The organism is Endozoicomonas sp. ALE010 (assembly GCF_049310165.1).
In the GTDB taxonomy this organism is placed as follows: domain Bacteria; phylum Pseudomonadota; class Gammaproteobacteria; order Pseudomonadales; family Endozoicomonadaceae; genus Endozoicomonas.
Window position 1 is genome coordinate 1 of record NZ_JBLYNV010000044.1, and the last position, 22,280, is coordinate 22,280.

Below are 22,280 nucleotides of genomic sequence, written 5' to 3' on the forward strand. Positions count from 1 at the left end.
GCGCATCTTACCGCGCCAGTTTGATTTGTCAACCGGTTGTTTTTCGTTCATCTCCAAACAACCCATTTTCAAACCGCACTTCCCGGTCAGCTATGATGATTCATTCTGCTGATCCATGGGTGACCGTTTCAGGTTAGCCCGTGGAAGAGCGGCGCATTTTACGCAGGTGTGGATAAAAGTCAACACCCTGAATTTTTTAACCTCATAAAAAAAGCCACTATTTTGCGTAGCGGCTTTTTCCAGAACGTTTAATCGGCGTCAGGCTTCCATAGAGCCTTTCAGCTTTTTCATCGCATTCTTTTCCAACTGGCGGATACGCTCAGCAGATACTCCATAGGTATCCGCCAGCTCATGCAGCGTTGCCTTTTCTTCTGCCAGCCAACGCTTTTGCAGAATATCCCGGCTGCGTTCGTCCAGCTGTGCCAGTGCACTTCTCAGCTGGGAAATCGAACTGTCGGACCAGTCGGCATCTTCAAGCAGAGAAGAAGGGTCTGAGTTATGGTCTTCCAGATAGTAAGCAGGTGCCTGATAAGCGGTATCGCTATCATCGTCACCATAGCCATCAAAAGCGGTATCCTGGCCAGCCATTCGGCTTTCCATTTCGCGAACCACTTTAGCTTCAACACCCAGATCTTTGGCTACGGCATCCGCTTCATCATTGGTTAACCAGGACAACCGCTTTTTAGCGCTGCGCAGGTTAAAGAAAAGTTTGCGTTGCGCTTTCGTGGTCGCGACTTTCACAATACGCCAGTTGCGCAGAATAAATTCGTGTATTTCCGCTTTGACCCAATGCACAGCAAAGGAGACGAGCCTTACCCCAACTTCAGGGTTAAAACGCTTAACCGCTTTCATAAGACCCACATTGCCTTCCTGAATCAGATCTGCCAGTGGCAGACCATAGCCGGAATAGCTTTTGGCAATGTGAACAACAAAGCGAAGGTGAGACATGACCAGCTGACGAGCCGCTTCCAGATCATTATGAAAGAAGAGGCGCTCAGCAAGGGTCTTTTCCTGTTCAGCAGACAACACAGCAATACTGCTGACTGACGCAACATAGGCATCAATATTGCGGCCAGGAACTAACATATCGACTGGTTGAAGACTGGTGCCCATAACTGACTCCGTCAAGATACCCTCTTATTTAGACTCTGTTAAAATAGCTGAAGTTCAAACGAATACTAATAATAACAACAATTCGGTTCACAATCGCTATCGACTTTACAGGACATTTTCTTACTTTACACAGTCTATTCTCGGTCAGCCTCCTAGTCAGGTACTAAAGCCTGAAAATGTCGATAGCAGCTGCTCATTGCCCCCAGAACACCAAACGCTATTCCGGCCAGCAACAATACGCCCAACACGCCAAAACCGGGGCCAGATAATACCATCTCGCTATTATACAGTCCGGCAATATTCATCATTTCATGACTCAGGACAGCTAATAATGAAAAAACAATCACTTGAGCCAGAATGGCACCAATCACGCCATACCAGATCCCCATATAGATGAAGGGCATGGCAATAAAGCCCCGGGTTCCACCCACCATACTGATAATTTTGATTTCATCACGGCGGCTTTCAATACTGAGGCGCACGGTGTTGCTAATCACCAGAACCACGGTAAGCCCGAGAATCCCGCCAAGCATGATGGCAAAGCGTTCAAGCATCGTCAAAATTGCCTGCAGCCTCTGTACCCACTGCCGGTCCAGCCGAACCTGGTCAACCCCTTCCATTTGTTGATAATGGACCACGGCATCATCCAATTGTTCAAAAGAAGCCTCACTGACAGGCAGCAGCTCAACCACCCCCGGCAATGGATTAAACCCAAGCTGGCTAATTACATCCTGCAGTCCGGCCTTTTGCTGAAAGTCGTTCACCCCCTGTTCCGGTGACAGGTAGACAACTTCTTTAATCAGAGGGTCTTGACGATAATCCGCAATACGTTGATCGATAATTTTCTGGCTAACCCCATGATTGAGGTAAATGGAGATTTTGGGCTGCCCATCCCAGGCGGCCCCCAGCACCTGCACATGACTCACCAGAACAAACAGTAAAACCGGCAGGGAAAAGGCAACCGCGATCAGCAAGCTGTTCAACAGACTGGCCACAGGGTTGTTCAGCAGACGGGTCAGTGCATCCCTGCCCACCTGCCGATGCAGGCTAACGAAAGAGTGCAGTGTCAGGGTTGCTACGGTCTGGCGATTGGCACCTCTTTTGTGGGTATCTTTGGCTTCTTTAGAAACCAGGCTTCCCGCACTCTTTCCAGCGGTTTTGCCCATACCCGCCTGTTCATCCACTGTGTGCCGACGACCATGTTGCTGTCGCCTGTTGTTCTTACTAAACAGACTCACTGAACCTCCTGGTCTGCAACCAGCCTGCCATGATCCAGGGTCAAAATACGGTGTCGCATCCGGGCCACCAGCGCCAGGTCATGACTGGCAATCAACACGGTAACACCCACCTGATTAAAGTTCTCAAACAGCTTCATGATTTCCGTGGACAACTGCGGATCAAGGTTTCCAGTGGGCTCATCCGCAAGAATCAAAGCCGGGCGATTCACGACTGCCCGCGCCAGGCCAACCCGCTGCTGTTCACCACCGGACAGAGCCACTGGCAATAACTTTTCCTTATTTAATAACCCGACCATATCCAGGGCAGCGCGAACCCGACCAGCGCAATCACTGGGAGAATAGCCTGCGATCAGCAGTGGTAAAGCGACATTTTCAAAAACAGTACGATCAAACAACAGCTGGTGATCCTGAAAAACCACACCAATATTGCGGCGAAGATAGGGAATCCGGCTGTTCTTCAGAGCCCGCAGGTTATGCCCTCCCACCCAGACCTGACCTGCACTGGCCCTCTCAAGAAGCATAATCAGCTTCATCAGGGTACTTTTTCCTGCACCAGAATGGCCTGTCAGAAACGCAATCTCTCCCCGCTCCAGGTGAAAACTGACCTGCTCAAGGCCAACATGACCTCCCGGGTAACGCTTGCTGACACCGTCAAAGCGAATCATCCAGCTGTCCTTAATCTATTGGATGGTATTCAAGTCACCAACACTCTAATGAGCGACATTTGTCGCTCATTGCAGGTCATATCAACCTTCCCGGGAAAATAGCGCTTTAACAAATTCCTTAGCCGAGAAGGGTCTCAGGTCATCTATCTGCTCACCCACGCCCAGGAAACGGATTGGCAGTTTCATCTGTTTGGACAGCGCGAAGATCACCCCGCCTTTAGCGGTTCCATCCAGTTTGGTCAGGGCCATGCCGGTTAACTGCACCGCTTCATGGAACAGACGAGCCTGGCTCAGGGCATTCTGCCCGGTGCCCGCATCCAGTACCAGTAACACTTCATGAGGCGCATCAGGGTCCAGCTTCCCAAGCACCCGCTTCACCTTTTTCAACTCCTCCATCAAATGATCCTTGTTGTGAAGGCGGCCAGCGGTATCGGCAATCAGGACGTCGATATTGCGGGCTCTTGCTGCTTCGAAGGCATCAAAGATAACGGAAGCACTGTCAGCACCGGTATGCTGGGCAACCACCGGAATCTCATTGCGCTCACCCCACACCTGCAACTGTTCAACCGCAGCCGCACGGAATGTATCGCCAGCCGCGAGCATAACCTTGCGGCCTTCGGACTGAAGCTTACGGGCCAGCTTGCCAATCGTGGTGGTCTTGCCCACACCATTAACGCCCACCACCAGGATAACAAAAGGGGTGTCCTGTTTCGGGATAACCAGTGGCTGGTCAGCCGGTTCAAGAATATCAGCAAGCTCGGATTGCAGCGCAGCCATCAGGGCATCCGCATCATCCAGCTCTTTGTACTTAACTTTTCTGGTCAGCTTTTCAATAATGTCAGTGGTGGCTTCAACGCCCACATCGGCGACCAGCAGCTGAGTTTCCAGTTCATCCAGAAGATCATCATCGATCTCCTTTTTACCGATAAACAGTTCTGCAACGCCTTCAACCAGAACGTTACGGGTTTTGCTCAACCCCTGACGCATCCGGGCAAAGAAGCCACCTTTGGCTTCAGGCTTGTTCTCTGGCTCAACCGGCGTTTTTTCGGGCGGTGATTCTGGCTCAGCAACCCGGGGAATTCCAGGGGCAGCAACAACCGGTACTTCTTTGTCAGAAGCCTCAGGTGCTTTATGAGTGGATTCAGGATGAACAGGCTTATCTTCAGTGCCCTGAAAGACCTCAGGCGCAATCTCAGGCACAATCTCAGGCACAATCTCAGGCACTATCTCATGCACAACGTCAACAACACCGGCTGAAGACTCAGAAGCCGACTCAGCAGTAACTTCCGGTGTTTCTACAGTGGATACAACGTCTTCTACTTCAGGCTCAGCCTTTGCCTCTACCTGTTCTTCAGAAACTTCATCCCGGGAACGTCGACCCCAGGGCCAAAAACTGCGTTTGGCTTTTTTCTCATCGTCTTTGCGCGAACCGAACATAGACTACTTCTATAACCTTGGTGGGAGCGCCTGATGACTAGGAGCCTGTCCGAGAATAGACTGCCCTACTGCGGTGGCAGCAAATTGGTCTAAAAATTCCGTTTTGTTCGGCAAATAGCCCCGCTATTCACCTCACAAAATGAAATTTTTATCCTCAATTTTCTGCCATCCTCGCTACGGGGACGCCTAGTCGGGCGCTATTCTCGGACAGGCTCCTATCAGGATTGCCATCGATCTGAAGCCTGGCCGGAGAAGTCCCCGTAACAGGCGATGAAACGCAATGACAATCCATCATGCAGGCTATGGATAATCGCTAATCCTATCTTAATTCAGACTGTCACGAAACGAACTTTCTCAGGGAAAATAGTCCATCTTTCATGAACCCGAATGGAACCATCCACAATAAAAAACGGCGACTTCGGGTTACTGGAAGTCTGACACTTTTCTCCGGGTTTGTTGTATTTCACCAGACTCTGCTGTCTATACACACCAGGATGACTGGTAACTCCATGACCTGAAGCGATGAAACGAGTATGCTTACGCTCCCTGTTGATCCCCTGCCCGGCTGGAGCCTGTTAATGCCTCGCAAGTCTCGAAATCCCAAGCATCCTGAATCACGCGCTAACACCGGCCCTGCTCATACCGGTGGTGGTCTGCTGCGGATTATTGCGGGTGAATGGCGCAGTCGTAAGTTACCCGTAGCCAATGTACCCGGCTTGCGCCCAACATCAGACCGGGTAAGAGAGACAGTATTTAACTGGCTGACCATGATGACACCGGGAGCCAGGGTGCTGGATGTATTCAGTGGTACCGGCGCACTGTCCATGGAAGCGCTTTCCCGGGGCGCATCGTCAGCAGTGCTGCTGGAAAAAAGTCCGGTTGCCGCAAGAACGTTGAAGAGCAACCTTGCACTGTTAAAAGCTGAGCGTGCCAGGGTGATTGAGTGCGATAGCCTTACCTGGTTAAACCAACCGGCTGAAACCGGTTTTGACCTGATTTTCCTGGACCCACCGTTTCGAATGAACCTGCTGGAGCCTGCTTGCCAGCTGCTTGAAAGCAATGGTTACCTGAATGAAAACAGCCATATTTACATTGAGGTAGAGAAAGAGCTGAACCCTTTGCCAACCCCGGAGAACTGGCAGCTGGAAAAGTGCAAAACCGCAGGACAAGTAAGCTTCAGCCTCTGGTCGCGCATGAAAAAACAACAATAACCAACGTCTCACATATGGACTTACCGAAATGATATCAGTAATCTGTGCGCGGCTGATCTTTATCAAATAAACAGTACGTCTGAACGCTGTATCATCCACAGGCTTACCATTCAGTAGGCCGTGGCCGGATGTCTCTTTTATGACTTTTAAGTGCAAGAAAGCACGAAAAGCTGCTTTAAAGAACGGCTCATGGTGATTTAGACGCATTGCTAATCTAAGAATGAACCTGAAAACTCTAAGGAGCAGTTCCCCATGAAACAACCCGTACGAATTGCGGTCACAGGTGCAGCTGGCAACATCAGCTACTCTCTGCTGTTCAAAATCGCTGCCGGTGAAATGCTGGGACCTGATCAGCCTGTGATTCTGCAACTGGTTGAGATCCCACAGGCTATGGACAAACTTCGTGGCGTTGCCATGGAGCTGGAAGACTGCGCCTTCCCACTGGTTCACGGTATCAGTCTGCACGACAATCCGTTTGATGGTTTCCGTGGCATTCATTACGCCATGCTGGTCGGTGCCCGTCCCCGTTCCAAGGGTATGGAGCGCGCCGACCTGCTGGAAGCCAACGCCGTTATCTTTGCCGAACAGGGCAAGGCGCTGAACGAAGTGGCTAACCGTGACGTTAAAGCCCTGGTGGTGGGTAACCCGGCAAACACCAACTGTCTGATATTGTCCCGCAATGCGCCCGACCTGGCACCATCCCAGTTCTGCGCCATGACCCGACTGGACCACAACCGTGCACAGGGCATCCTGGGTAACAAACTGGGGGTTAATCCTGCGGATATCGAAGGGGTCTGCGTGTGGGGCAACCACTCCCCAACCATGTACCCTGACCTGCACCACGCCCAGGTACTGGGTGATGAAGCGGCCATCGATATGATCGATGAGCAATGGTACAAGGAAGAATACACCCCTCGTATCCAGAAGCGTGGTGCCGAAATCATCGAGTGGCGTGGCCTCTCCAGTGCCGCCTCCGCCGCACAGGCCGCTCTGGACCACATGCGTGACTGGGCCCTGGGCAGCGATGGTCGTATTGTATCCATGGGCATAATTTCCGATGGCAGCTACGGTGTTGCCAAAGGCATCTACTACTCTTTCCCTGTCGTTTGTGAATTTGGCAGCTACCAGATTGTTCAGAGCCTTCACATTAACGACTACGGTCAGTCAATGATGAAGAAAACTGAACAGGAGCTGTTAGAAGAAAAGGCAGCGGTAGATCACCTGCTGCCTGAAGAAACGGCTGCCTCCCGCGAAGCGTTGAGGACGTCCAGCCGTAGCGGCCAGACTGAATTTGATGCAGGTATCGATACCGGCGAGTCATACTACAAGGCTGACCGTATCTGCTGAGCAGTTTGCCTGGTCAGTGATACAAAAATACAGGAAAGGCTCTATGTGAGCCTTTCTTTTTGTCTACGTCATCAACACAAGAAAACAGACAATAAAAATTATTAAATAAACCATTAGCGCCCAAGAGGGAAACAACAATGACCGCTGCCGAACCCATTATGTCCGAGCACAGGAAAGTGACCCGGCAAATCCCCCCTCCCCTGGAAGATCTGCTTGCCGCCCAGAAGAAAGCCTTTCTGCAAGACCCTAACCCCAGCTATCAGGAGCGGGTGGATCGCCTGAAGGCCCTTAAGAAAGCATTGTTGAGCAATAAAGACGCATTACTGTCTGCTTTGGATGAAGATTTTGGCGGCCGATCCAGAAGTGAGTCATCACTGACTGAAATCATACCGAACCTGGGCAATATCCACTACACGATCAAGCAGCTTAAAAAATGGATGCAACCCAGCAAGCGAAAGCTGAACCCTCAGTTATTACCTGCCTCAGCAAAAGTCGTGTACCAGCCCTTGGGCGTGGTCGGTATTGTGGTGCCCTTTAACTACCCACTGTTCCTGTCTCTAAGTCCATTGCTGACGATTCTTGCCGCCGGCAACCGGGCCATGATCAAGATGTCGGAATTCACACCAAAAACCTCGGAGCTGGTTGCCCGAATCATTGAGCAAACATTTCCTGCTGATCTGGTCACCGTCGTTTGCGGTGATGCACAAGTGGCAACCGAGTTTACCAGCCTGCACTTTGACCACATTATTTTCACCGGTTCGACAGCGGTCGGTCACCATGTTATGCAAGCCGCTGCAAAAAACCTGACCCCGGTAACCCTGGAGCTGGGTGGTAAGTCACCGGTTATTGTGGATAACGACTTCCCGATTCAGGAAGCGGCAGAAAGAGTCTGCTACGCAAAAGCCCTGAACGCCGGTCAAACCTGCGTAGCGCCGGACTATATTCTGGTGAAAAATGACCAGAAGGCAGCCTTTATTGAGCACTATCTCAACGCCTTTCGAAAAATGTACCCAACGGTCAACGGAAATAATGATTACACCTCGATCATCAATGACCGCCACCACCAGCGATTATTGAAATTACTGGCTGATGCCAAAGCGCAGGGCGCAACCATCCACACTCCGGGCAATGAGGAAATTAACGACGGAAGCCGTCGGATCCCCATCCACTTAATTGAGAATCCAACTGATAATATGGGCGTTATGCAGGAAGAAATTTTTGGCCCGCTGCTTCCTGTCATCGGCATCGATAGCCTTGATGAAGCCATTCAGTTTGTCCAGCAACGACCCAGGCCACTGGCACTCTACTACTTCGGTTCTGATACAAACAATCAGGAAGCCGTATTGGCACAGACCCACTCTGGCGGTGTCTGTATTAATGAGTGTTTGTTACACGTCGCTGTTGAAGATATGCCGTTTGGCGGCATTGGCCCATCAGGCATGGGGCACTACCACGGCCATGAGGGCTTCCTGACATTCTCCAAGGCCAAGTCGGTGTTAACCAAAGGCAAGCTGAACAGCACTAAAATGATCTACCCGCCCTATGGCGGCTGGCTGCAGAAAAAAATGCTGGGGTTCCTTTCCGGCCAGAAATAGACCCTGCCTCTTTCAGACTTTGGGGCCGCTTGCCAGCGGTCCTGCAAAAACTGGTTCAGACGTTCAGGTACGTATTTTCACTGAACACCAGAAACTTACGAAGATGATCAATTTCGTCGGCACTGAAATCCATCGAGTTATTACGCAACTTCCATTATTCCTTATGCAACTCAGGACATAGGAACTTTTGCGGGATAAATCAGTCTGAAAGTAAAGTACCAATTTTCTGTCAGGTTAACTGCCAACAGAGTATGGGGTGGAAGCAGCTTCTATTTTGAGGAAATACGCAACATGAATCCATGTAATGCACTGACTTTACCGTTGACAACCGTTAAACAATTTGCCCAACGGGCATCGGATTACACCTGTACTTGTCCAGATGACTTCTCTAACGAATGGGCCTGCCCGATTGTCATGAGCACAATTCCCTCTGGCCTTTTTGGTGGTCTCATAGGTTGCGTTCGCGGCGGCGAAATGGGTTTACTGGCCGGTGCATATGCTGGCGCTGGTGTTGGTGCAACCCTCACCACCTGTTTTCTTATTGCCTGCTATGGTAGCGAGTGCGTCAAGCTTCGGCAGCGACAGATCACCACCTGTACCAAACAGGACCCCCTTGCCAATGGGCAGCAACAGAGCCTGAAGCTACCATCGGCACCACCTTTATTGGGAGCAGAAAGTTTAGATGCTAACTCTAACTACACAACGCCTGTTCAGTCCCAACCAGAACTGATGAATCCGTTCCTATTATCAGGCAACGGCATTCAGAGTGACCCTCCAGTATTTTTACAGCCTGACATCGCCGGGAAGAAATCAACCACGGGGATAGCGTGCCCTGCCTTCTGTCCGGGTTCACAGGCAAACTATGTTTGACAAACAGGAGCGCGTTTATCGTGCTGTGGCAAGGCCCTGGCCAGGGCTTGTCAAGCTGGATAAAGAGATAATATGTCAGTCAGGGGCCAGTCGTTTGCTCTACCCACCGTTTAAGTCCGCATTGCAGTTTAATATTCTCAGACTTTTAACATGAATCTGTACACTTAATAACCATTCCAGCGCCATGACTATATAAACGCATAACTTCTGAAAATCCTCATATTCCCAACATTAAGTGCCACAGAACGCTGATCATTTGAACCCTTTTGACTATTTCGTTAACATGCCCTTTTACTAAAAAAAGGTCGCCATATTCGCAGATCAGTGAATGACGTCAACGGGAGTCTGTCCAGCAAATTACAAGACAGTTTTCTGGTAAACAACGGAACTCCTGAAATGTTTTGTATCTCTGATCTGTTGTTGGATTTGTGGCCGGAGAGTCATTTTTAATGATCAAGGTAATCTATCCTGGTACGTTTGATCCTATTACCAAGGGTCATATGGATCTTGTTGAAAGAGCGGCCAAGCTGTTTGATACCATTGTTATTGCCGTTGCTGAAAGCCCCAAGAAAAAGCCATTGTTCGATCTGGAAACCCGGGTCAATCTGGCCAAAGAATCCATCGCTCATCTGCCAAATGTTCAGGTAACCGGCTTCAGCTCTCTGCTTGCCAGTTTTGTGGCGGAGCAGCAGGCCCAGGTTATTCTCAGGGGGTTAAGAGCCGTTTCTGACTTTGAATATGAGTTTCAGATGGCCAATATGAACCGGGTGCTGGCACCCAAAGTGGAAAGCCTTTTTCTGACACCAGCAGAGCAATACTCCTATATTTCCTCTACACTGGTTCGGGAAATAGCCTCTCTGAATGGGGATATTTCCAAGTTTGTATCACCATGTGTTCAGAAAGCACTGACAGATAAGTTCAACGGAAACTGAGATACTGTCCGTTATTCAATTGTTTTTACAAGCTGAAAGGTAGCCAGGAGCCTATGGCTTTAATGATTACTGACGATTGCATTAACTGCGACGTCTGCGAACCGGAATGCCCGAATAGTGCTATTTCACCCGGGGAAGAAATTTACGAGATTGACCCACTGCTGTGCACGGAGTGCGTTGGCCATTATGATGAACCTCAGTGCCAACAGGTGTGCCCGGTAGACTGCATTCCGAAGAACCCGGACTGCGAAGAAACTCAGGATGAGTTGATGGAAAAGTATTTGATCATCACTGCTGCCTGACAATACGCCGCAAACGTATCGTTACATTTGCGGCATCCAGCTTCAGACGCTCGGTATATTTAAATGTGATCCCAGCCCTGGCAATAAAGTCGAACCAGGATTTCAGGGTTGAAGGCAAGCTGAAGTTATACATAGGCAAGCCTATTACCAGAATATCAGCGGTCTTTACTTCCTCAATCAACTGATCAGAAAGCGCTGTCATTTCAGCCTGTCGATGGTTTTTCTGGTCCTCAGGGATACCAAAGCCCATCACGATTTCCGCATCCAGATGGGGAATCTGCTGGTTAGCCAGGTCTCTTACCTGATGCTGAGTGTCAGGGTTCGCTGTCAGAAATCGCTCAACAAACTTCTGTGACAGTTGGGTTGACTGCCCATGTTCACCAAACAGGCTGCTGTTGATTTGGAGTAATTTAGCCATGCTTCCCACCTTTTCAGATCACTATTGTTATTTACTTGATTGTTGTATGCATGGTTTAAATTTATCGTCGAAATTAACGAAAGAAAAGTTCAAAATACTGCATGAATGTATCGATTTTTTGGATATATAGAGACCTGCAAAATGTCAAAGGCAACTCTCGATCAATGGCGTATGCTTCAGGCAGTGGTAGAACATGGCGGCTTTGCCCAGGCTTCGGAGGCAATTTTCAAAAGCCAGTCCACCATCAGCTGTACCTGGTATTTCCTGACCTCAGCTATATTGGCCCTGCCGCACAAAAACTGGCAGCCATCTTAAGGAATTGCTGCCAAGGAGCCGCTTACCAGAGTTTCTCAGAATCAGGTTAGACGGATAAGATCCAGAAACTTGCCATCATCACCATAGGAAATTTCAAAACGACCATAAATTCCCTCTCTGGTGACAAATTTCAGCATGATGTCATAGGGAATACTCATACTCTGGCCCGATTCAGTGCGAACTCTTACAGATTGCTTCTGCCCTTTATAGAACTGAAGAACTTGCTCAGAATTGAGTTTTACGGAGAACACAGCCTTATGCATTGCTCAAACCTTTGTGTTTCTTATTAAGACTAATCGTTAAAAGAAGGCACCTCTCAGTTTAGCAACCTTCTCTCACAAAGGTTATAGAACAAGGCTAAATTACGGTTAGTTTTCTAAGAAGTGGGCTATCCAGATTCTTCACCTGTGTCACTGGAATCAGCAAATTAATCGTTTTCAGACACAAAATCGCTTGTTCGAGGACCATTTCCTTAATAAGCCGGGTACCAGGTACCCGGCTTATAACCATAACTGCCGGAAAACCAGGCAGTTATTGCCCGGGAGGCGGAGGCATCAACCCTTCAGGAAAATCCATATTGTTGGGAATTTGCATCTGTTGCATGACCTGATTGATGGAATCCCGAATACTATCAATCATTGCCTTGTAGCCAACATCAAAGCCCCGGTAGAAAGCCTGCTCTGTGCTCCTCAACTCACCGGATGGCTGAACAACGGCAGGCTGTTTACCCTCAGGATTCTCGCCACCAAAAAATGCCTCCATTGAGGTAGGAACCGTTAAGGCAACACGCCCTCCGGTCATATAACCATCAATAAACCGCCCCCTGATAAACGGATTGTTATCACTGCCAGCACCGGTGTTCCGATAAGCATCGGCAGCTTCGCACCAGCGATCTTTATACTCACTCATCAAGTCTGCTGAAGCACAGTTATACTCTACAATGCCCATTGCCTCCATAACGACAAAATAACCGTCGCGATAGCCCATGTCATAGGGAGTATCAGATAGGCTATCGATATCACCGCCAAGGCCCAATCGACTGTCAGCCGCCTGGTTGGCCAATGCATATCCCTCACGAAATCCGTTGATATAAACCAGAAAATCATCCGAACTGGTGGATTGACCACGCTGTTCGAACTGGTCTTTGGCTTCACACCATGTCTGCTCAAGCAGGCTGGTTTTGTCTGGATTATTACAGGTATAGGACTCAGCCCCCTGATCGACACCGGCCATGTCTTCAAACACTACCGTCGTGACCTCTGGACACTCATGGGCTTTATTACAGCCTTGCAGACCAATCAGTATTGCAACCACCGGCAATACTGCCGCCAGAAAATATTTCTGCATTTAATTACTCCTTCAAAGAAACTAATGAACTTGTTATTCAATACAGTTTTGACGGAACTGATTAAATATAGTTCAGTTTTTTTTCTGATTTCCCTGAAGGCACTTGATTTTATTAACCTATCGATAATGCCCTTCCCCTTTGAAGGCCAATGACATGAGTTGCTTTACGGTTTCCGGAGCACCGCGATTAATAACAGTAACAGCCTGAATACATTAATGTTTCACCCACAACAGGAGGTCGGTAATTAACGGACAGCGACACTCCCCGTGGGGATATAAGGTTCAAAGTTCATTCCACCCCGCTCCCTGGCACACAAATAATCCCAGTCTTCGGGCAATGATTGCTCAAGCAAAACCAGCCACTGATCCAGCGAGCAGCGTCCCGCACACCCGGGTACCGCAAAAGGTTGGTGATTCAAGGACAGGGCAACTTCCGGGTGACCATCATTCCAGTTAAGCTGGACGCCAAAGTGTGTTGCATAATCCACCATTTTGTCAGATGGCGCACCCAGCATGGTCATGATCGCCAATAAGTTACTGTCACTGGCTGAGTAAAGCGTCCATCGCTGGCAGGAATGGCAACTGCCTTTTTCTTGCAGACACTGCTGCACCCGCTTGAAATCCCTGATCATCGCTTTGGCTAAAGGGGAACCGATAAGCTGGGCAATTTCATAATTAGCCACAATCCGGCTCACAATCCAATGTAATAACTCCTCCAGTTCCACCGCCTGTTGATTTGAAATACCTTCGGGCATTGGCAGCTGGTGAATTCTATGTATGGCAATTTGATCGATCAGGGGAAGAAAAGAGTAGAGATCGCCATTACCTTCACGCTCACTCAGTTCAAGCCATAAAGCCAGCTGATCAAGGTGTTGTTCTTTTTTTCTTAACCAGTCAGCACTTTTTTCCAGCGCCTGAACACGATGAAGATACCCCGGACATAATCTTTGCGCTGAAAAAAGATCATCATGGGCCAAGGGTGACGCATAAACCGGAGGAACCTGAATGCCCCCCGGCAAGCCTGTTTTACCCGCCTGTTCAGGATAAAACCCCAGCAATAAGGCACTGGCGCTCTGAATGGTACGATCCAGACCTTTGGCAAAATGTTGACTGACTTTGGGTGACCAGGAATCGGGGAGGGTTTCAGAAAAATAGTATCTCCGGATTGTCTGCCCCAAAAGGTACTCCTGCTGAAGGCCTGCAGCCGTTAACTGCCCGGGCCCCATTGGCCAGTATTTTGTCATTCCCCCAAGATCCCTGGGAGAGCGGTCGCCGTGCCTGACAAGGCTGATAAGGTAATCAGCGGGTGCAGCTAATGCCGACTCAATATCCGCTGCATCAGAACGGATAGATAGCAAACACATGGCAAATACAGCACCAAAGACCAAACCTCTTTTTTTAATATCAGACTGAAGTTTCATACCCTGCCTGCGTGATAATTACGTCCAGCAGACAGGATAGGAAAAAATTGAGGGACTGGTTGAGATTTACTGAAGAAACCCGGGAATATCCTTTGATAACCCGGAGGCCTGATCCACAATCATATCCTTAATGAATGGTAATCGATTGGTCAGACTGAGCCCGGTATTCCGTATCCAGCGAATACCAAGGGCATTGGCCCCGAACAGATTTTGAAAGCCAGTCATGGCCGCCATCGTCAACGAGTTATCTCCGATGCGACGACGCTGATAGCGATCCAGAACGTGCGCGGCAAAATAGTCATCGCCGCGACCGGCCGCTTTGATCAACTCATCCGCCAGCACGGCCACATCCATAAAGCCCAGATTTACCCCCTGCCCCGCCAGGGGATGAATGGTATGAGCAGCATCGCCCACCAGAACCACACCTTGTCGATGATACTGCCGGGCATGCCGTTGACGCAGTGGGTAGCGGAACCGTTGATCAACCTTCAGAATATTGCCCGCCCGATGCTCAAAAACTCTCGCCAGCTCCTGACAGAAAGCATCGTCACTCAAGGCCTCTATCCGGTCTGCCTCTGCCGGTAAAAGGGACCAGACAATTGAGCAATAATGCCGCCCTCCCTGACTTTGCAGGGGCAGAAATGCCAATGGGCCGGAATCCAGGAACACCTGTCTCGCTGTGTGATGATGAAACAGCTCTGTCTCCACGGTGGTGACCAGCGCATGATGCTTATAGTCCTTCTGATTTGCCGGAATGCCAGACAATTTTCGCAAACGCGACTCGCCGCCATCCGCAGCCACCAGCAGAGGAGCGCAAAGCACGTCACCATTTTCCAGAACTATTTCACCGCCCTGGCCGGACAGTTTGTATTCAAGGGTGGTCTGTTGATCAAAACATTGCACGGTTGAACTGGCCAGCTGTTGCAACAGTGCGTTGCGAATCACGTCATTTTCGACAATGTAGCCAAGATTTTTTTGTGGCAGCGATTTTGCGTCAAACTCAACTTGTCCCGTACCCTCACCATCCCAGACGGTCATGTGAGTGTAAGGACAGGCCCGCTGGGCAATGATTCCTTCCCAGGCCCCCAGATAGTTCAGCAGTTTTATCGATGCTTCCGTCAAGGCACTGACCCTGGGCTGCCAGGGATCATCCATCGAAAGCGAGCCGGGCTGCAATGTCTGCTGCTCAACCAGGGCCGTCTGCATACCAGATCGGGCAAGCGCCAGGGCCAGAGAGGCCCCCACCATACCTCCCCCGACAATAATGACGTCAATTGTCTGCATTTCTGATCCCTATTTCCCAGATTCAAAGGTACGGGAGACTGTAGAGTCTCGCCGGTTTATAATCCCATGGCCCTGCGGGTGAATGTTGACTTCACCGGATGGCAATAATCCAGCGCCACCAATCCCAGATTCCGGGACACTACCGAGGCCGTGTCAGTCCGTGAGAAAAGGCGCACCAGGCCATCACAAAACTGGCTGGTCAGACTCTGGTCGCTCAACTGTTGTTGCCAGTATTCCTGCAACCGGCCAAGATCACCTACGGGGATTTGGCGTTCCAATGAGTCCGAGATATTGCCTGCCAGAGCCAGGGTATCCCGAATAGAAAGGTTATAACCCTGACCTGCCACTGGATGGATGGCATGAGCAGCATTACCCAAAATAACCAGCCCCGGCCTTACCTGCTCCTTGGCGATGCGCATGGTGAGTGGGTATCTGTCCCGCTGACCCACGGCAATAAAGCGGCCGGCCCGATAGCCAAACCGCTGTTGCAATAACGCCAGAAAATCATCATCTGCCAGAGCATAAAGCGAATCGGCTTCCTCATCCGGTAACGTCCACACCAGCCCTGCCCGATGTGCAAAATGGTGATCACCGGTTAACGGAAGCAGTGCCATCGGACCTTGACCGGCAAAGCGTTCCCAGGCCACACCATTATGCGAGCGGTCAAGGGCAAGATTGGCAATGATCCCCTGCTGATGATAGTCACACTGCTGCAGCCCAATTCCCAGCTGATCCATCAACCCTGAGCGGCCACCATCAGCCAGAACCACCAGCGAGGCGGAAATCTCTGAGTGCCTGAGCTGAACTTTCATACCTCCGGGAACAGGGCTCAGGCTTGCCACCCTATCAGGACTGAACATGGTCACCCTGCCCTGCTTCTGGAAACCCTTTAACCGTTGCAAAAGCACATCACCCAGCACATGATTCTTGACCACAAACCCCAGTGCCGGGACACCTTCATCAGAAGCCCGCAAGCGGGAAACCCCAAAACTGCCCCGATCAGACACATGAACATCGGTAATCGCCTGAGCCTGATCCACAAGATCCGGCCACAGCCCAAGCTGCTGGTAAATACAACAGGTTCCCCAGGACAGCGCCGAGGCACGGGCATCAAAACTCGGCGGAATATCTCTGGGTTGACTCAGGTCATGGGTTTCCACCATCGCCAGCCTCAACCCCTGCTTGATAACCACTTGTTCCAATGCACAGACCAGACTGGCTCCCACCAGCCCGGCACCAATCACCAAAACATCGAAATCCATCTTGTCTGTAGAATTATTCACGTTTCAGCCTCCACCATGATTTTGTGGAACTCTGCTCAGTGCAGGGTTTTGGCAGCGCCTTGTTTTACAGAACGTTGTCCAGCACTGCCATCATCGTCGGGCAGCTCGGGCAAACCACAAACCTCTGCATAGACATTCAGCCAGGCCAAACGAACAAACTCACTCACTTCAACATACAGCTTTTCTGATTCTTCGCTCTCTTCTGCGGTTTCTATCAGGCTGATTTCGGCAAAGTCCCTGAGCACTTCTTCCACCATCTCACTGACCTGACGACTGTCCAGCCCTTGACCAAAGCCAGAGATAAATGACTGGCACCATATTCCAAGTGACTGCGTCCTCAGCCCAAGCGCTTCATCATCATCAGGAAGCAGCAGTGTTGCCGCCAGACTACCAGAGTTCAGCTCATTCTGAGTATGCAGAAATAACTGGCTTAATAACTGCCTCGCAGGTTCATCAATCGATTGGTCACCCATCTGCTCAGCAAGCTGCTCCAGCCATTTCTCAAGGCCCGGATGGGCACCGGCGGAAAACAGGCCGCATAGGTAGCCATGAATCTCTGATGGATGAGTCTGCTCTGCCAGATGACTGGCGAGTTCATCAAACGATATGAAGGTGGGTTTGTCGCCGGGCTGGGAAATGTGGATCGTCATGATATAGGGCCATTGAAATTACTGAGTCGAACTTAACCGGGATTCTAACAGACTTCCCGGGCAAACTTGTCAGTCATTAAATAAAGAAAGTGTCTATCCTGCTAAGTAGTTGGCCAAATGGAATCGTATATTTCTGGCTAAGTGGGCAGTTACTATGCAAGGCACAACGAAGGGAGCATAGCCTTAGCTATGTGACCGGAGTTGTAACGCCGCAGAGTGACTGACCACTTAGTCAGAAAATATGATTTCATTTGGTTAACTACTTAAGTCCAACCCGTTTGGAATACTGCCATGCCAGAGCCTTTGTACGAAAGAAATCAGCTGGGCGTTGGTTTTACGTTTCATAATCCGGTTATCTATCTGGATCGCTGGCTAGGCAGCTGGAAAAACGATAAACCCCTGCTGGATATTGGCTGTGGCCACGGAGTTAATACTCACGCAGCCCTGATGCATGGCGCACAGGTAATAGCCACTGATATGGATAAACCAGACTTGTCCGAATGGCTGAAGGACTTGCCTGAGACTCAGCAGAAAGCAGTGACCTGCAAAGCTGCAAAACTGCCACAGCATATCCCTTTTGCCGATAATGCCTTCTGCGGAATCCTCTGCGCCGAAGTTTTCCATTTTCTGGCCAATGAAGAAGTGGTGCCATCTATTAATGAAATCTACCGAATTCTCGAACCAGGGGGCACGCTTCTGCTTACCTGCTGTTCCTGTGACGTTGAAGTGCTGAAAAGTACCGACCTGGGCAGGGAGATACACGACGGTGTAAGAAAATCACCGTTAACCGTTACCGGTCAGCGGGATTATCTCAACCTGCTGGCAGAGGCGGCCAAAGCAGTTAACTGTCCGGAGATAACCGATCCGGTTTTGGCTGCCCACAAAATTAATATCCCCGGCAGAGACTTTTGTTTTTTTGCGTCCGAACAACTGGAAGTATTAATGAAACATGCCGGATTTGTTATCGAAGTATGCGAACAGGGTGAGGCTCCCCATTACCCGGTATGGAGTCATGGTGATCAGGATCAAATACGGATTATTGCCAGAAAGCCCGCATGATTTGCCCGTTTTATTACGGACGTCGTTTTTGCAAGCCCGGGCTGACAGTCTTAAGGTTACTATGATTACCCCGATCAACCAAAATGCGTCGCCTCTGTTTGCAGGCATTTCGCGTTATATCCTCTTCAACAAAGGACAACTTGATCCATTGGTACAAGGTATTACCCGACAAATTAAAAATAAAACATTGTCAACCATTAAGTCATTGTTCTGAATTTCTCCAGAGGCTATAGTAACCCTAATAACCGAGCATTCAGGGAAGCTATGAAAGAATCCGATTTCATCGCCCTCGATCAGAAAATTAACTATCTGGTTGCCCTTTGTCAGAAGCTGACGACTGAAAACAGGCAACTTCGACAGCAGGAGCAGTCCTGGGTAGCTGAAAAAGCGAAGTTGATGGAAAAAAATGACGTTGCACGTACAAAAGTAGAAGCGATGATCCAGCATCTCAGGTCTCTGGAGCACGAGTCATGACGGATAAATCATCAGTGACATCCGTTCATATTCTGGATAAGGAATACCGTGTTGCCTGTCCCAAAGACAATCAGGAGGCACTGTACACCGCTGCCCGCTACCTGAACGAAAAAATGCATGAAATCCGTTCTTCAGGCAAAGTTGTCGGTATTGAGCGAATCGCTGTGATGGCCGCGCTGAATATCAGCTACGAGTTAATGCAGAGCCGTCGTCAGAATGAAGATGAGAAGCAGGACACCCAGGAGCACATTGACCAACTGCTGGGTAAACTGGATCAGGCACTGGCAGCCGTGGAGCGTTGATCTGATCACCGTTTCTGATGTTCACGAAAACAAAAAAAACTTGCAGACATCTCCTCAATAGTCGATATAATGCCGCAGAAACCTCCCTGGCCTGTTCGCCAGTCATCATACGTCCCGAGCCGATAATACTACCCAGGGAGCTCCTGGCAGGTGCTGGAGTGCAGGTCCGCCTTGTAGCGGAAAGCCCGATTCACCTCAGCAGCCCCCACCGTGACCGTTACGGCCACGGGCAAACGTGGCAGCGGCAGGGTGGGGAGGTTTCAACCACTCGATACAAATCGCCCCCTCACTCTTCCCCTCTACTCCAATAGATTGCCTTGCCATTAGGATGCACGCCCTTTTAACTTAATTAAATATTCGTACCATTTAAAACATTCAAAACCCGGGATGGGCAAACTGATTACGTTCTGCCCACTCAAAAGCATCATCCTAAATTCAACAGTTGATCCCCCCTTAGCCATGCCCGCAGGGATAGCTTTTGAACCTCTCAACTGAGCTCTATACCAGCATTTATCCCGAGCTGATTAATGGTTCCAATGCGTGCGTATCGTTTATGTCCGGAAAGTATGGAGAGCATTATAGACCCAAGCACATCAACTTTTTGAGGTGCATTGGGGCTTTTATAGATCAATGGGCAATCATCGACCCAAGGTCCAAATCGATGACCCGCTTTTAAATACTGGATAAAAAAAGCCAATTGCCCCATTGGAGTGACCGAAGCTTCCGGGTCCCATTCAACATGAATTTTTCCATCGAAAGAATCGACTTCGAGCGTGACCGACAAGGGGTCTTTTTTCATTTCTGACAGCTCACCCTTTAGGGGAGCGGGTTTTGGTGGACGAACCATCTGTGAACCCTCGGTATGGCTGAGGGTTTAGAGTTTAGCTGATGGGTTAACCGCTGAATTTAGGTTTATCAATTAAAAGTCAAAACAGGTGCCCCCCCTGACCAAGACAAAGTCCTTCACAAAAGGAAACCGGGTGATGATGCAGGGAGTATGCTAAAAATTCAGACAGGCATATAACGTAACAGAAAGGTATTGCAATGAATGAACGACAAAGAGCCTATGAATCAGTTATTGGTGCCTTGGTCGCTGATGCCGCTGCCATGGGATTTCACTGGTTATACGATCAGGCCCTGATTGCAAAGTACGGAGGTGAAAGTCCCGAGTTTCATACGCCTGTCCGGGCCGAATACCAGGACAAGGGATACTTTGCCCATGAAGGAAAACAGGCCGGTGAGTTTTCCCATTACGGCGCTCAGTTGCTGTCGATGCAGGATGCCATCATAGCCAACAGCCATTATTCGGAGCAGAGTTACATAGAATCTTTCCAAAAATGGTTTGACTTTGGTGGTCAGTGGCAAGGTTATACGGATCATCCAACCAGGCAAACCCTGCTCAATCTCCATCAAAGAAAGAGCAATGATGAACCTCTTGCTGCCTGCGGTGCTGACGATACCCAGAATCCGGCATTATCAAAGCTACCACCTCTGATTGCTGTCCATGGCCAGAACCAGGACTTGATGGAAAAGGTAGAATCAGCAGTACGTGTCACCAATAATAACGACAGTGCCGTTACCTACGCCAGAGCCGTTGCAATAATGATAAAAAGTGCTCATGAGGGCCTTTCACCTGAGCAGTGCGTGGAAAAGGCAAAAGAGGTAAACGAAGACATTACCAAGGCAATCAAAATCGCTGAATCAATGCTCAAGCGCAGCCCAAAAGAGGTTGCACAGGAAGTGGGAATGCACTGCGGTCTTGACGCCTCATTTACAGTGATTACCCATCTTCTGCTGCAGGCCGAGAACTATGAAAAAACAGTGAGAGAAAATATTTACTGCGGGGGTGACAGTTGTGGAAGGGCCATTCCATTAGGTGCAATTTTGTCTGCATGCTTCTTCGGTTCAGATAAAGCAATGCCAACCGCCTGGATTGCACGAACCTCATTACCCGGTTCTGTGTTGCCCGCTGAATGGCAAGCCTTATAAGACCAACACACAGAGTTATCCCATTATTTATCCCAAACAACTGAACTCGATTTTTTAGAAGATTAAATTCAAGTATTTACGATAAATAACAGAGACCGTTACGGACAAACGTGGCAGCGGCAGGGTGGGGAGGTTTTATCCCCCTTCTCTGATACCCTGCATTTTCCCGGATTTTCAACCAGCTATAGGGCGTACCACCATCCTAGTACCGAGAAGCCCTGATATCCATACAAACGCACGTATGTTTTGATTGCCATCCCTTCTTTTCCTCCATACCCAAGTTTAATGCAGAACAAATTTGCCAGATTATCGCCATGTCTTGCGACAAACCTGAAGACCATGGTTATCCCTTCAGTCATTGGTCAGAAAACTCATTGGCCATGGCAGCAGTAGATAAAGGTATCGTCCCATCTATCTCTCAGAGGCAGGTGGGGCGTTTTTTAAAATCAGGCCGACATGGATGTTGTAACCGGGAAAATCATTCCCCTGATCAGAGATACAAGGGCCGAAATAGACTTCTCCGATTTGCTGAACACTCATATGTGTGAAGCCGCAGTGATGACAGCAGCAAGGGTTGAGAAGACGTCTGAAGAAGAACTGGGCACCAAACGTAAGTCAGGGATATTGCAGAATCTAAAGACCCGTGCCATGTACCTGACCGATCCAACCCACAAGATTATGTTCCACTACACACCGAAGCATGCGTGTTGGCTGAATCAGATTGAAATCTGGTTTTCCATCCTGGTCAGAAGGTTTTTGAAGAGGAACAGCTTCACTACCAAAGAGGACCTGAAGGTACGGCTCTACGGTTTCATTGAGTTCTTCAATGAGAGGATGGCCAAGCCATTTAAGTGGGCTTTCAAAGACCGTCCTCTGCAGGTGTGAAGATGTATGGGTATTAAGGCTTGGATGCACTAGCGAAAGGAGGGCGATAAAAAGGCGTTGTGCAGCTTCCATATCACCTTTAAAGGTATGGAAGTTAAAAGTACCCAGAAACCGGATATGGAGGTGATCGGCCGAATCCGGGT

At 49.5% G+C, this 22,280-nt stretch carries 25 protein-coding genes and 1 other RNA gene; 14 read left to right on the forward strand and 12 right to left on the reverse strand.

Translation table 11 applies throughout. From position 1 onward, the window contains the following. Positions 1 to 258: 258 nt before the first annotated feature. The 4 genes from rpoH to ftsY all read right to left on the reverse strand — a co-directional run bounded on the left by rpoH (position 259) and on the right by ftsY (position 4,453). The gene (gene rpoH / locus ACO6UY_RS16745; RefSeq protein ID WP_269672902.1) at positions 259 to 1,113 is read right to left on the reverse strand and encodes an RNA polymerase sigma factor RpoH; all 855 of its coding nucleotides are present in this window, start codon (positions 1,111 to 1,113) and stop codon (positions 259 to 261) included. A gap of 152 nt (positions 1,114 to 1,265) precedes the next feature. Beyond that, positions 1,266 to 2,351: a permease-like cell division protein FtsX gene (gene ftsX, locus ACO6UY_RS16750; RefSeq protein ID WP_422447061.1), complete on the reverse strand. Its 1,086-nt coding sequence runs from the start codon at positions 2,349 to 2,351 to the stop codon at positions 1,266 to 1,268. Next, positions 2,348 to 3,016: a cell division ATP-binding protein FtsE gene (gene ftsE / locus ACO6UY_RS16755; RefSeq protein ID WP_422447063.1), complete on the reverse strand. Its 669-nt coding sequence runs from the start codon at positions 3,014 to 3,016 to the stop codon at positions 2,348 to 2,350. The genes ftsX and ftsE overlap by 4 nt, the downstream gene beginning before the upstream one ends. Before the next feature lie 81 nt (positions 3,017 to 3,097). Continuing rightward, on the reverse strand, positions 3,098 to 4,453 hold the full coding sequence (gene ftsY / locus ACO6UY_RS16760; RefSeq protein WP_422490696.1) for a signal recognition particle-docking protein FtsY: 1,356 nt from the start codon (positions 4,451 to 4,453) through the stop codon (positions 3,098 to 3,100). A gap of 533 nt (positions 4,454 to 4,986) precedes the next feature. On the opposite strand from ftsY, the gene rsmD reads away from it, so the two are divergent. From rsmD to ACO6UY_RS16795, 7 genes are all read left to right on the forward strand, one after another. Then, the gene (rsmD, locus tag ACO6UY_RS16765) at positions 4,987 to 5,664 is read left to right on the forward strand and encodes a 16S rRNA (guanine(966)-N(2))-methyltransferase RsmD (protein WP_422463149.1); all 678 of its coding nucleotides are present in this window, start codon (positions 4,987 to 4,989) and stop codon (positions 5,662 to 5,664) included. A 252-nt stretch (positions 5,665 to 5,916) separates the two neighbouring features. Then, positions 5,917 to 7,011 (forward strand): malate dehydrogenase, encoded by a 1,095-nt coding sequence (locus ACO6UY_RS16770; protein WP_422468213.1) that lies wholly within the window; start codon positions 5,917 to 5,919, stop codon positions 7,009 to 7,011. Positions 7,012 to 7,148: 137 nt separating this feature from the next. After that, positions 7,149 to 8,606 (forward strand): coniferyl aldehyde dehydrogenase, encoded by a 1,458-nt coding sequence (locus ACO6UY_RS16775; RefSeq protein ID WP_422463151.1) that lies wholly within the window; start codon positions 7,149 to 7,151, stop codon positions 8,604 to 8,606. A gap of 291 nt (positions 8,607 to 8,897) precedes the next feature. Beyond that, positions 8,898 to 9,476, forward strand: a complete 579-nt coding sequence (locus ACO6UY_RS16780) for a hypothetical protein (protein ID WP_422490698.1) — start codon at positions 8,898 to 8,900, stop codon at positions 9,474 to 9,476. After that, a complete protein-coding gene (locus tag ACO6UY_RS16785; protein WP_422490700.1) occupies positions 9,469 to 9,630 on the forward strand; it encodes a hypothetical protein in 162 nt (53 codons plus the stop codon). Before ACO6UY_RS16780 ends, ACO6UY_RS16785 begins: the two co-directional genes overlap by 8 nt. A 295-nt stretch (positions 9,631 to 9,925) precedes the next feature. After that, positions 9,926 to 10,408 carry a pantetheine-phosphate adenylyltransferase gene (gene coaD, locus ACO6UY_RS16790; RefSeq protein ID WP_209200829.1) on the forward strand — a complete coding sequence of 161 codons (483 nt, stop codon included), beginning with the start codon at positions 9,926 to 9,928 and terminating at the stop codon, positions 10,406 to 10,408. A gap of 53 nt (positions 10,409 to 10,461) precedes the next feature. Next, positions 10,462 to 10,710 (forward strand): YfhL family 4Fe-4S dicluster ferredoxin, encoded by a 249-nt coding sequence (locus ACO6UY_RS16795; RefSeq protein WP_101745606.1) that lies wholly within the window; start codon positions 10,462 to 10,464, stop codon positions 10,708 to 10,710. On the opposite strand, the gene ACO6UY_RS16800 is transcribed toward ACO6UY_RS16795, so the two are convergent. Continuing rightward, complete coding sequence (locus ACO6UY_RS16800; protein ID WP_422490701.1) at positions 10,697 to 11,128, reverse strand: FMN-dependent NADH-azoreductase; 432 nt, start codon at positions 11,126 to 11,128, stop codon at positions 10,697 to 10,699. The genes ACO6UY_RS16795 and ACO6UY_RS16800 overlap by 14 nt on opposite strands. A 141-nt stretch (positions 11,129 to 11,269) precedes the next feature. On the opposite strand from ACO6UY_RS16800, the gene ACO6UY_RS16805 reads away from it, so the two are divergent. Further along, positions 11,270 to 11,443 (forward strand): LysR family transcriptional regulator, encoded by a 174-nt coding sequence (locus ACO6UY_RS16805; RefSeq protein WP_422463157.1) that lies wholly within the window; start codon positions 11,270 to 11,272, stop codon positions 11,441 to 11,443. Positions 11,444 to 11,484: 41 nt separating this feature from the next. Here the strand turns inward: ACO6UY_RS16805 and ACO6UY_RS16810 are convergent, their stop codons facing one another. The 6 genes from ACO6UY_RS16810 to ACO6UY_RS16835 form a co-directional block, all read right to left on the reverse strand. Further along, complete coding sequence (locus ACO6UY_RS16810; RefSeq protein WP_101745609.1) at positions 11,485 to 11,706, reverse strand: DUF2835 family protein; 222 nt, start codon at positions 11,704 to 11,706, stop codon at positions 11,485 to 11,487. Positions 11,707 to 11,974: 268 nt separating this feature from the next. Continuing rightward, positions 11,975 to 12,790: a hypothetical protein gene (locus tag ACO6UY_RS16815; RefSeq protein ID WP_422490703.1), complete on the reverse strand. Its 816-nt coding sequence runs from the start codon at positions 12,788 to 12,790 to the stop codon at positions 11,975 to 11,977. 245 nt (positions 12,791 to 13,035) lie between these two features. Further along, positions 13,036 to 14,211, reverse strand: a complete 1,176-nt coding sequence (locus ACO6UY_RS16820) for a histidine phosphatase family protein (RefSeq protein ID WP_422463161.1) — start codon at positions 14,209 to 14,211, stop codon at positions 13,036 to 13,038. 66 nt (positions 14,212 to 14,277) lie between these two features. After that, positions 14,278 to 15,495 carry an FAD-dependent oxidoreductase gene (locus ACO6UY_RS16825; RefSeq protein ID WP_422447083.1) on the reverse strand — a complete coding sequence of 406 codons (1,218 nt, stop codon included), beginning with the start codon at positions 15,493 to 15,495 and terminating at the stop codon, positions 14,278 to 14,280. A gap of 56 nt (positions 15,496 to 15,551) precedes the next feature. Further along, complete coding sequence (gene ubiH / locus ACO6UY_RS16830; RefSeq protein WP_422447085.1) at positions 15,552 to 16,778, reverse strand: 2-octaprenyl-6-methoxyphenyl hydroxylase; 1,227 nt, start codon at positions 16,776 to 16,778, stop codon at positions 15,552 to 15,554. A 35-nt stretch (positions 16,779 to 16,813) separates the two neighbouring features. Then, positions 16,814 to 17,428: a UPF0149 family protein gene (locus tag ACO6UY_RS16835; RefSeq protein ID WP_422447087.1), complete on the reverse strand. Its 615-nt coding sequence runs from the start codon at positions 17,426 to 17,428 to the stop codon at positions 16,814 to 16,816. A 291-nt stretch (positions 17,429 to 17,719) separates the two neighbouring features. Between ACO6UY_RS16835 and ACO6UY_RS16840 the strand changes: the two genes are divergently transcribed. The 4 genes from ACO6UY_RS16840 to ssrS all read left to right on the forward strand — a co-directional run bounded on the left by ACO6UY_RS16840 (position 17,720) and on the right by ssrS (position 19,523). After that, a complete protein-coding gene (locus ACO6UY_RS16840) occupies positions 17,720 to 18,487 on the forward strand; it encodes a class I SAM-dependent methyltransferase (protein ID WP_422447089.1) in 768 nt (255 codons plus the stop codon). A 264-nt stretch (positions 18,488 to 18,751) separates the two neighbouring features. Continuing rightward, positions 18,752 to 18,961, forward strand: coding sequence for a TIGR02449 family protein (locus ACO6UY_RS16845; protein WP_101749308.1), 210 nt, complete (start codon positions 18,752 to 18,754; stop codon positions 18,959 to 18,961). Beyond that, positions 18,958 to 19,263, forward strand: a complete 306-nt coding sequence (locus ACO6UY_RS16850) for a cell division protein ZapA (RefSeq protein WP_163373137.1) — start codon at positions 18,958 to 18,960, stop codon at positions 19,261 to 19,263. Before ACO6UY_RS16845 ends, ACO6UY_RS16850 begins: the two co-directional genes overlap by 4 nt. An 80-nt stretch (positions 19,264 to 19,343) precedes the next feature. Next, positions 19,344 to 19,523, forward strand: a non-coding RNA gene (gene ssrS / locus ACO6UY_RS16855) — 6S RNA. 227 nt (positions 19,524 to 19,750) lie between these two features. On the opposite strand, the gene ACO6UY_RS16860 is transcribed toward ssrS, so the two are convergent. Beyond that, positions 19,751 to 20,110 carry a hypothetical protein gene (locus ACO6UY_RS16860; protein ID WP_422447091.1) on the reverse strand — a complete coding sequence of 120 codons (360 nt, stop codon included), beginning with the start codon at positions 20,108 to 20,110 and terminating at the stop codon, positions 19,751 to 19,753. Positions 20,111 to 20,307: 197 nt separating this feature from the next. On the opposite strand from ACO6UY_RS16860, the gene ACO6UY_RS16865 reads away from it, so the two are divergent. After that, entirely contained in the window at positions 20,308 to 21,252 is a 945-nt protein-coding gene (locus tag ACO6UY_RS16865; protein WP_422447093.1) for an ADP-ribosylglycohydrolase family protein, read from the forward strand. A 456-nt stretch (positions 21,253 to 21,708) separates the two neighbouring features. Then, positions 21,709 to 22,137 (forward strand): transposase, encoded by a 429-nt coding sequence (locus ACO6UY_RS16870; protein ID WP_422447095.1) that lies wholly within the window; start codon positions 21,709 to 21,711, stop codon positions 22,135 to 22,137. Positions 22,138 to 22,280 lie beyond the last annotated feature (143 nt).

What these genes read in the sequence shown, in the direction of transcription:
- rpoH (WP_269672902.1), bottom strand. Translation starts at nt 1,113, where the DNA reads ATGGGCACCAGTCTTCAACCAGTCGATATGTTAGTTCCTGGCCGCAAT.
- ftsE (WP_422447063.1), bottom strand. Translation starts at nt 3,016, where the DNA reads ATGATTCGCTTTGACGGTGTCAGCAAGCGTTACCCGGGAGGTCATGTT.
- ftsY (WP_422490696.1), bottom strand. Translation starts at nt 4,453, where the DNA reads ATGTTCGGTTCGCGCAAAGACGATGAGAAAAAAGCCAAACGCAGTTTT.
- rsmD (WP_422463149.1), top strand. Translation starts at nt 4,987, where the DNA reads ATGCTTACGCTCCCTGTTGATCCCCTGCCCGGCTGGAGCCTGTTAATG.
- ACO6UY_RS16770 (WP_422468213.1), top strand. Translation starts at nt 5,917, where the DNA reads ATGAAACAACCCGTACGAATTGCGGTCACAGGTGCAGCTGGCAACATC.
- ACO6UY_RS16775 (WP_422463151.1), top strand. Translation starts at nt 7,149, where the DNA reads ATGACCGCTGCCGAACCCATTATGTCCGAGCACAGGAAAGTGACCCGG.
- ACO6UY_RS16780 (WP_422490698.1), top strand. Translation starts at nt 8,898, where the DNA reads ATGAATCCATGTAATGCACTGACTTTACCGTTGACAACCGTTAAACAA.
- ACO6UY_RS16785 (WP_422490700.1), top strand. Translation starts at nt 9,469, where the DNA reads ATGTTTGACAAACAGGAGCGCGTTTATCGTGCTGTGGCAAGGCCCTGG.
- coaD (WP_209200829.1), top strand. Translation starts at nt 9,926, where the DNA reads ATGATCAAGGTAATCTATCCTGGTACGTTTGATCCTATTACCAAGGGT.
- ACO6UY_RS16795 (WP_101745606.1), top strand. Translation starts at nt 10,462, where the DNA reads ATGGCTTTAATGATTACTGACGATTGCATTAACTGCGACGTCTGCGAA.
- ACO6UY_RS16800 (WP_422490701.1), bottom strand. Translation starts at nt 11,128, where the DNA reads ATGGCTAAATTACTCCAAATCAACAGCAGCCTGTTTGGTGAACATGGG.
- ACO6UY_RS16805 (WP_422463157.1), top strand. Translation starts at nt 11,270, where the DNA reads ATGTCAAAGGCAACTCTCGATCAATGGCGTATGCTTCAGGCAGTGGTA.
- ACO6UY_RS16810 (WP_101745609.1), bottom strand. Translation starts at nt 11,706, where the DNA reads ATGCATAAGGCTGTGTTCTCCGTAAAACTCAATTCTGAGCAAGTTCTT.
- ACO6UY_RS16815 (WP_422490703.1), bottom strand. Translation starts at nt 12,790, where the DNA reads ATGCAGAAATATTTTCTGGCGGCAGTATTGCCGGTGGTTGCAATACTG.
- ACO6UY_RS16820 (WP_422463161.1), bottom strand. Translation starts at nt 14,211, where the DNA reads ATGAAACTTCAGTCTGATATTAAAAAAAGAGGTTTGGTCTTTGGTGCT.
- ACO6UY_RS16825 (WP_422447083.1), bottom strand. Translation starts at nt 15,495, where the DNA reads ATGCAGACAATTGACGTCATTATTGTCGGGGGAGGTATGGTGGGGGCC.
- ACO6UY_RS16835 (WP_422447087.1), bottom strand. Translation starts at nt 17,428, where the DNA reads ATGACGATCCACATTTCCCAGCCCGGCGACAAACCCACCTTCATATCG.
- ACO6UY_RS16840 (WP_422447089.1), top strand. Translation starts at nt 17,720, where the DNA reads ATGCCAGAGCCTTTGTACGAAAGAAATCAGCTGGGCGTTGGTTTTACG.
- ACO6UY_RS16845 (WP_101749308.1), top strand. Translation starts at nt 18,752, where the DNA reads ATGAAAGAATCCGATTTCATCGCCCTCGATCAGAAAATTAACTATCTG.
- ACO6UY_RS16850 (WP_163373137.1), top strand. Translation starts at nt 18,958, where the DNA reads ATGACGGATAAATCATCAGTGACATCCGTTCATATTCTGGATAAGGAA.
- ACO6UY_RS16860 (WP_422447091.1), bottom strand. Translation starts at nt 20,110, where the DNA reads ATGGTTCGTCCACCAAAACCCGCTCCCCTAAAGGGTGAGCTGTCAGAA.
- ACO6UY_RS16865 (WP_422447093.1), top strand. Translation starts at nt 20,308, where the DNA reads ATGAATGAACGACAAAGAGCCTATGAATCAGTTATTGGTGCCTTGGTC.
- ACO6UY_RS16870 (WP_422447095.1), top strand. Translation starts at nt 21,709, where the DNA reads ATGGATGTTGTAACCGGGAAAATCATTCCCCTGATCAGAGATACAAGG.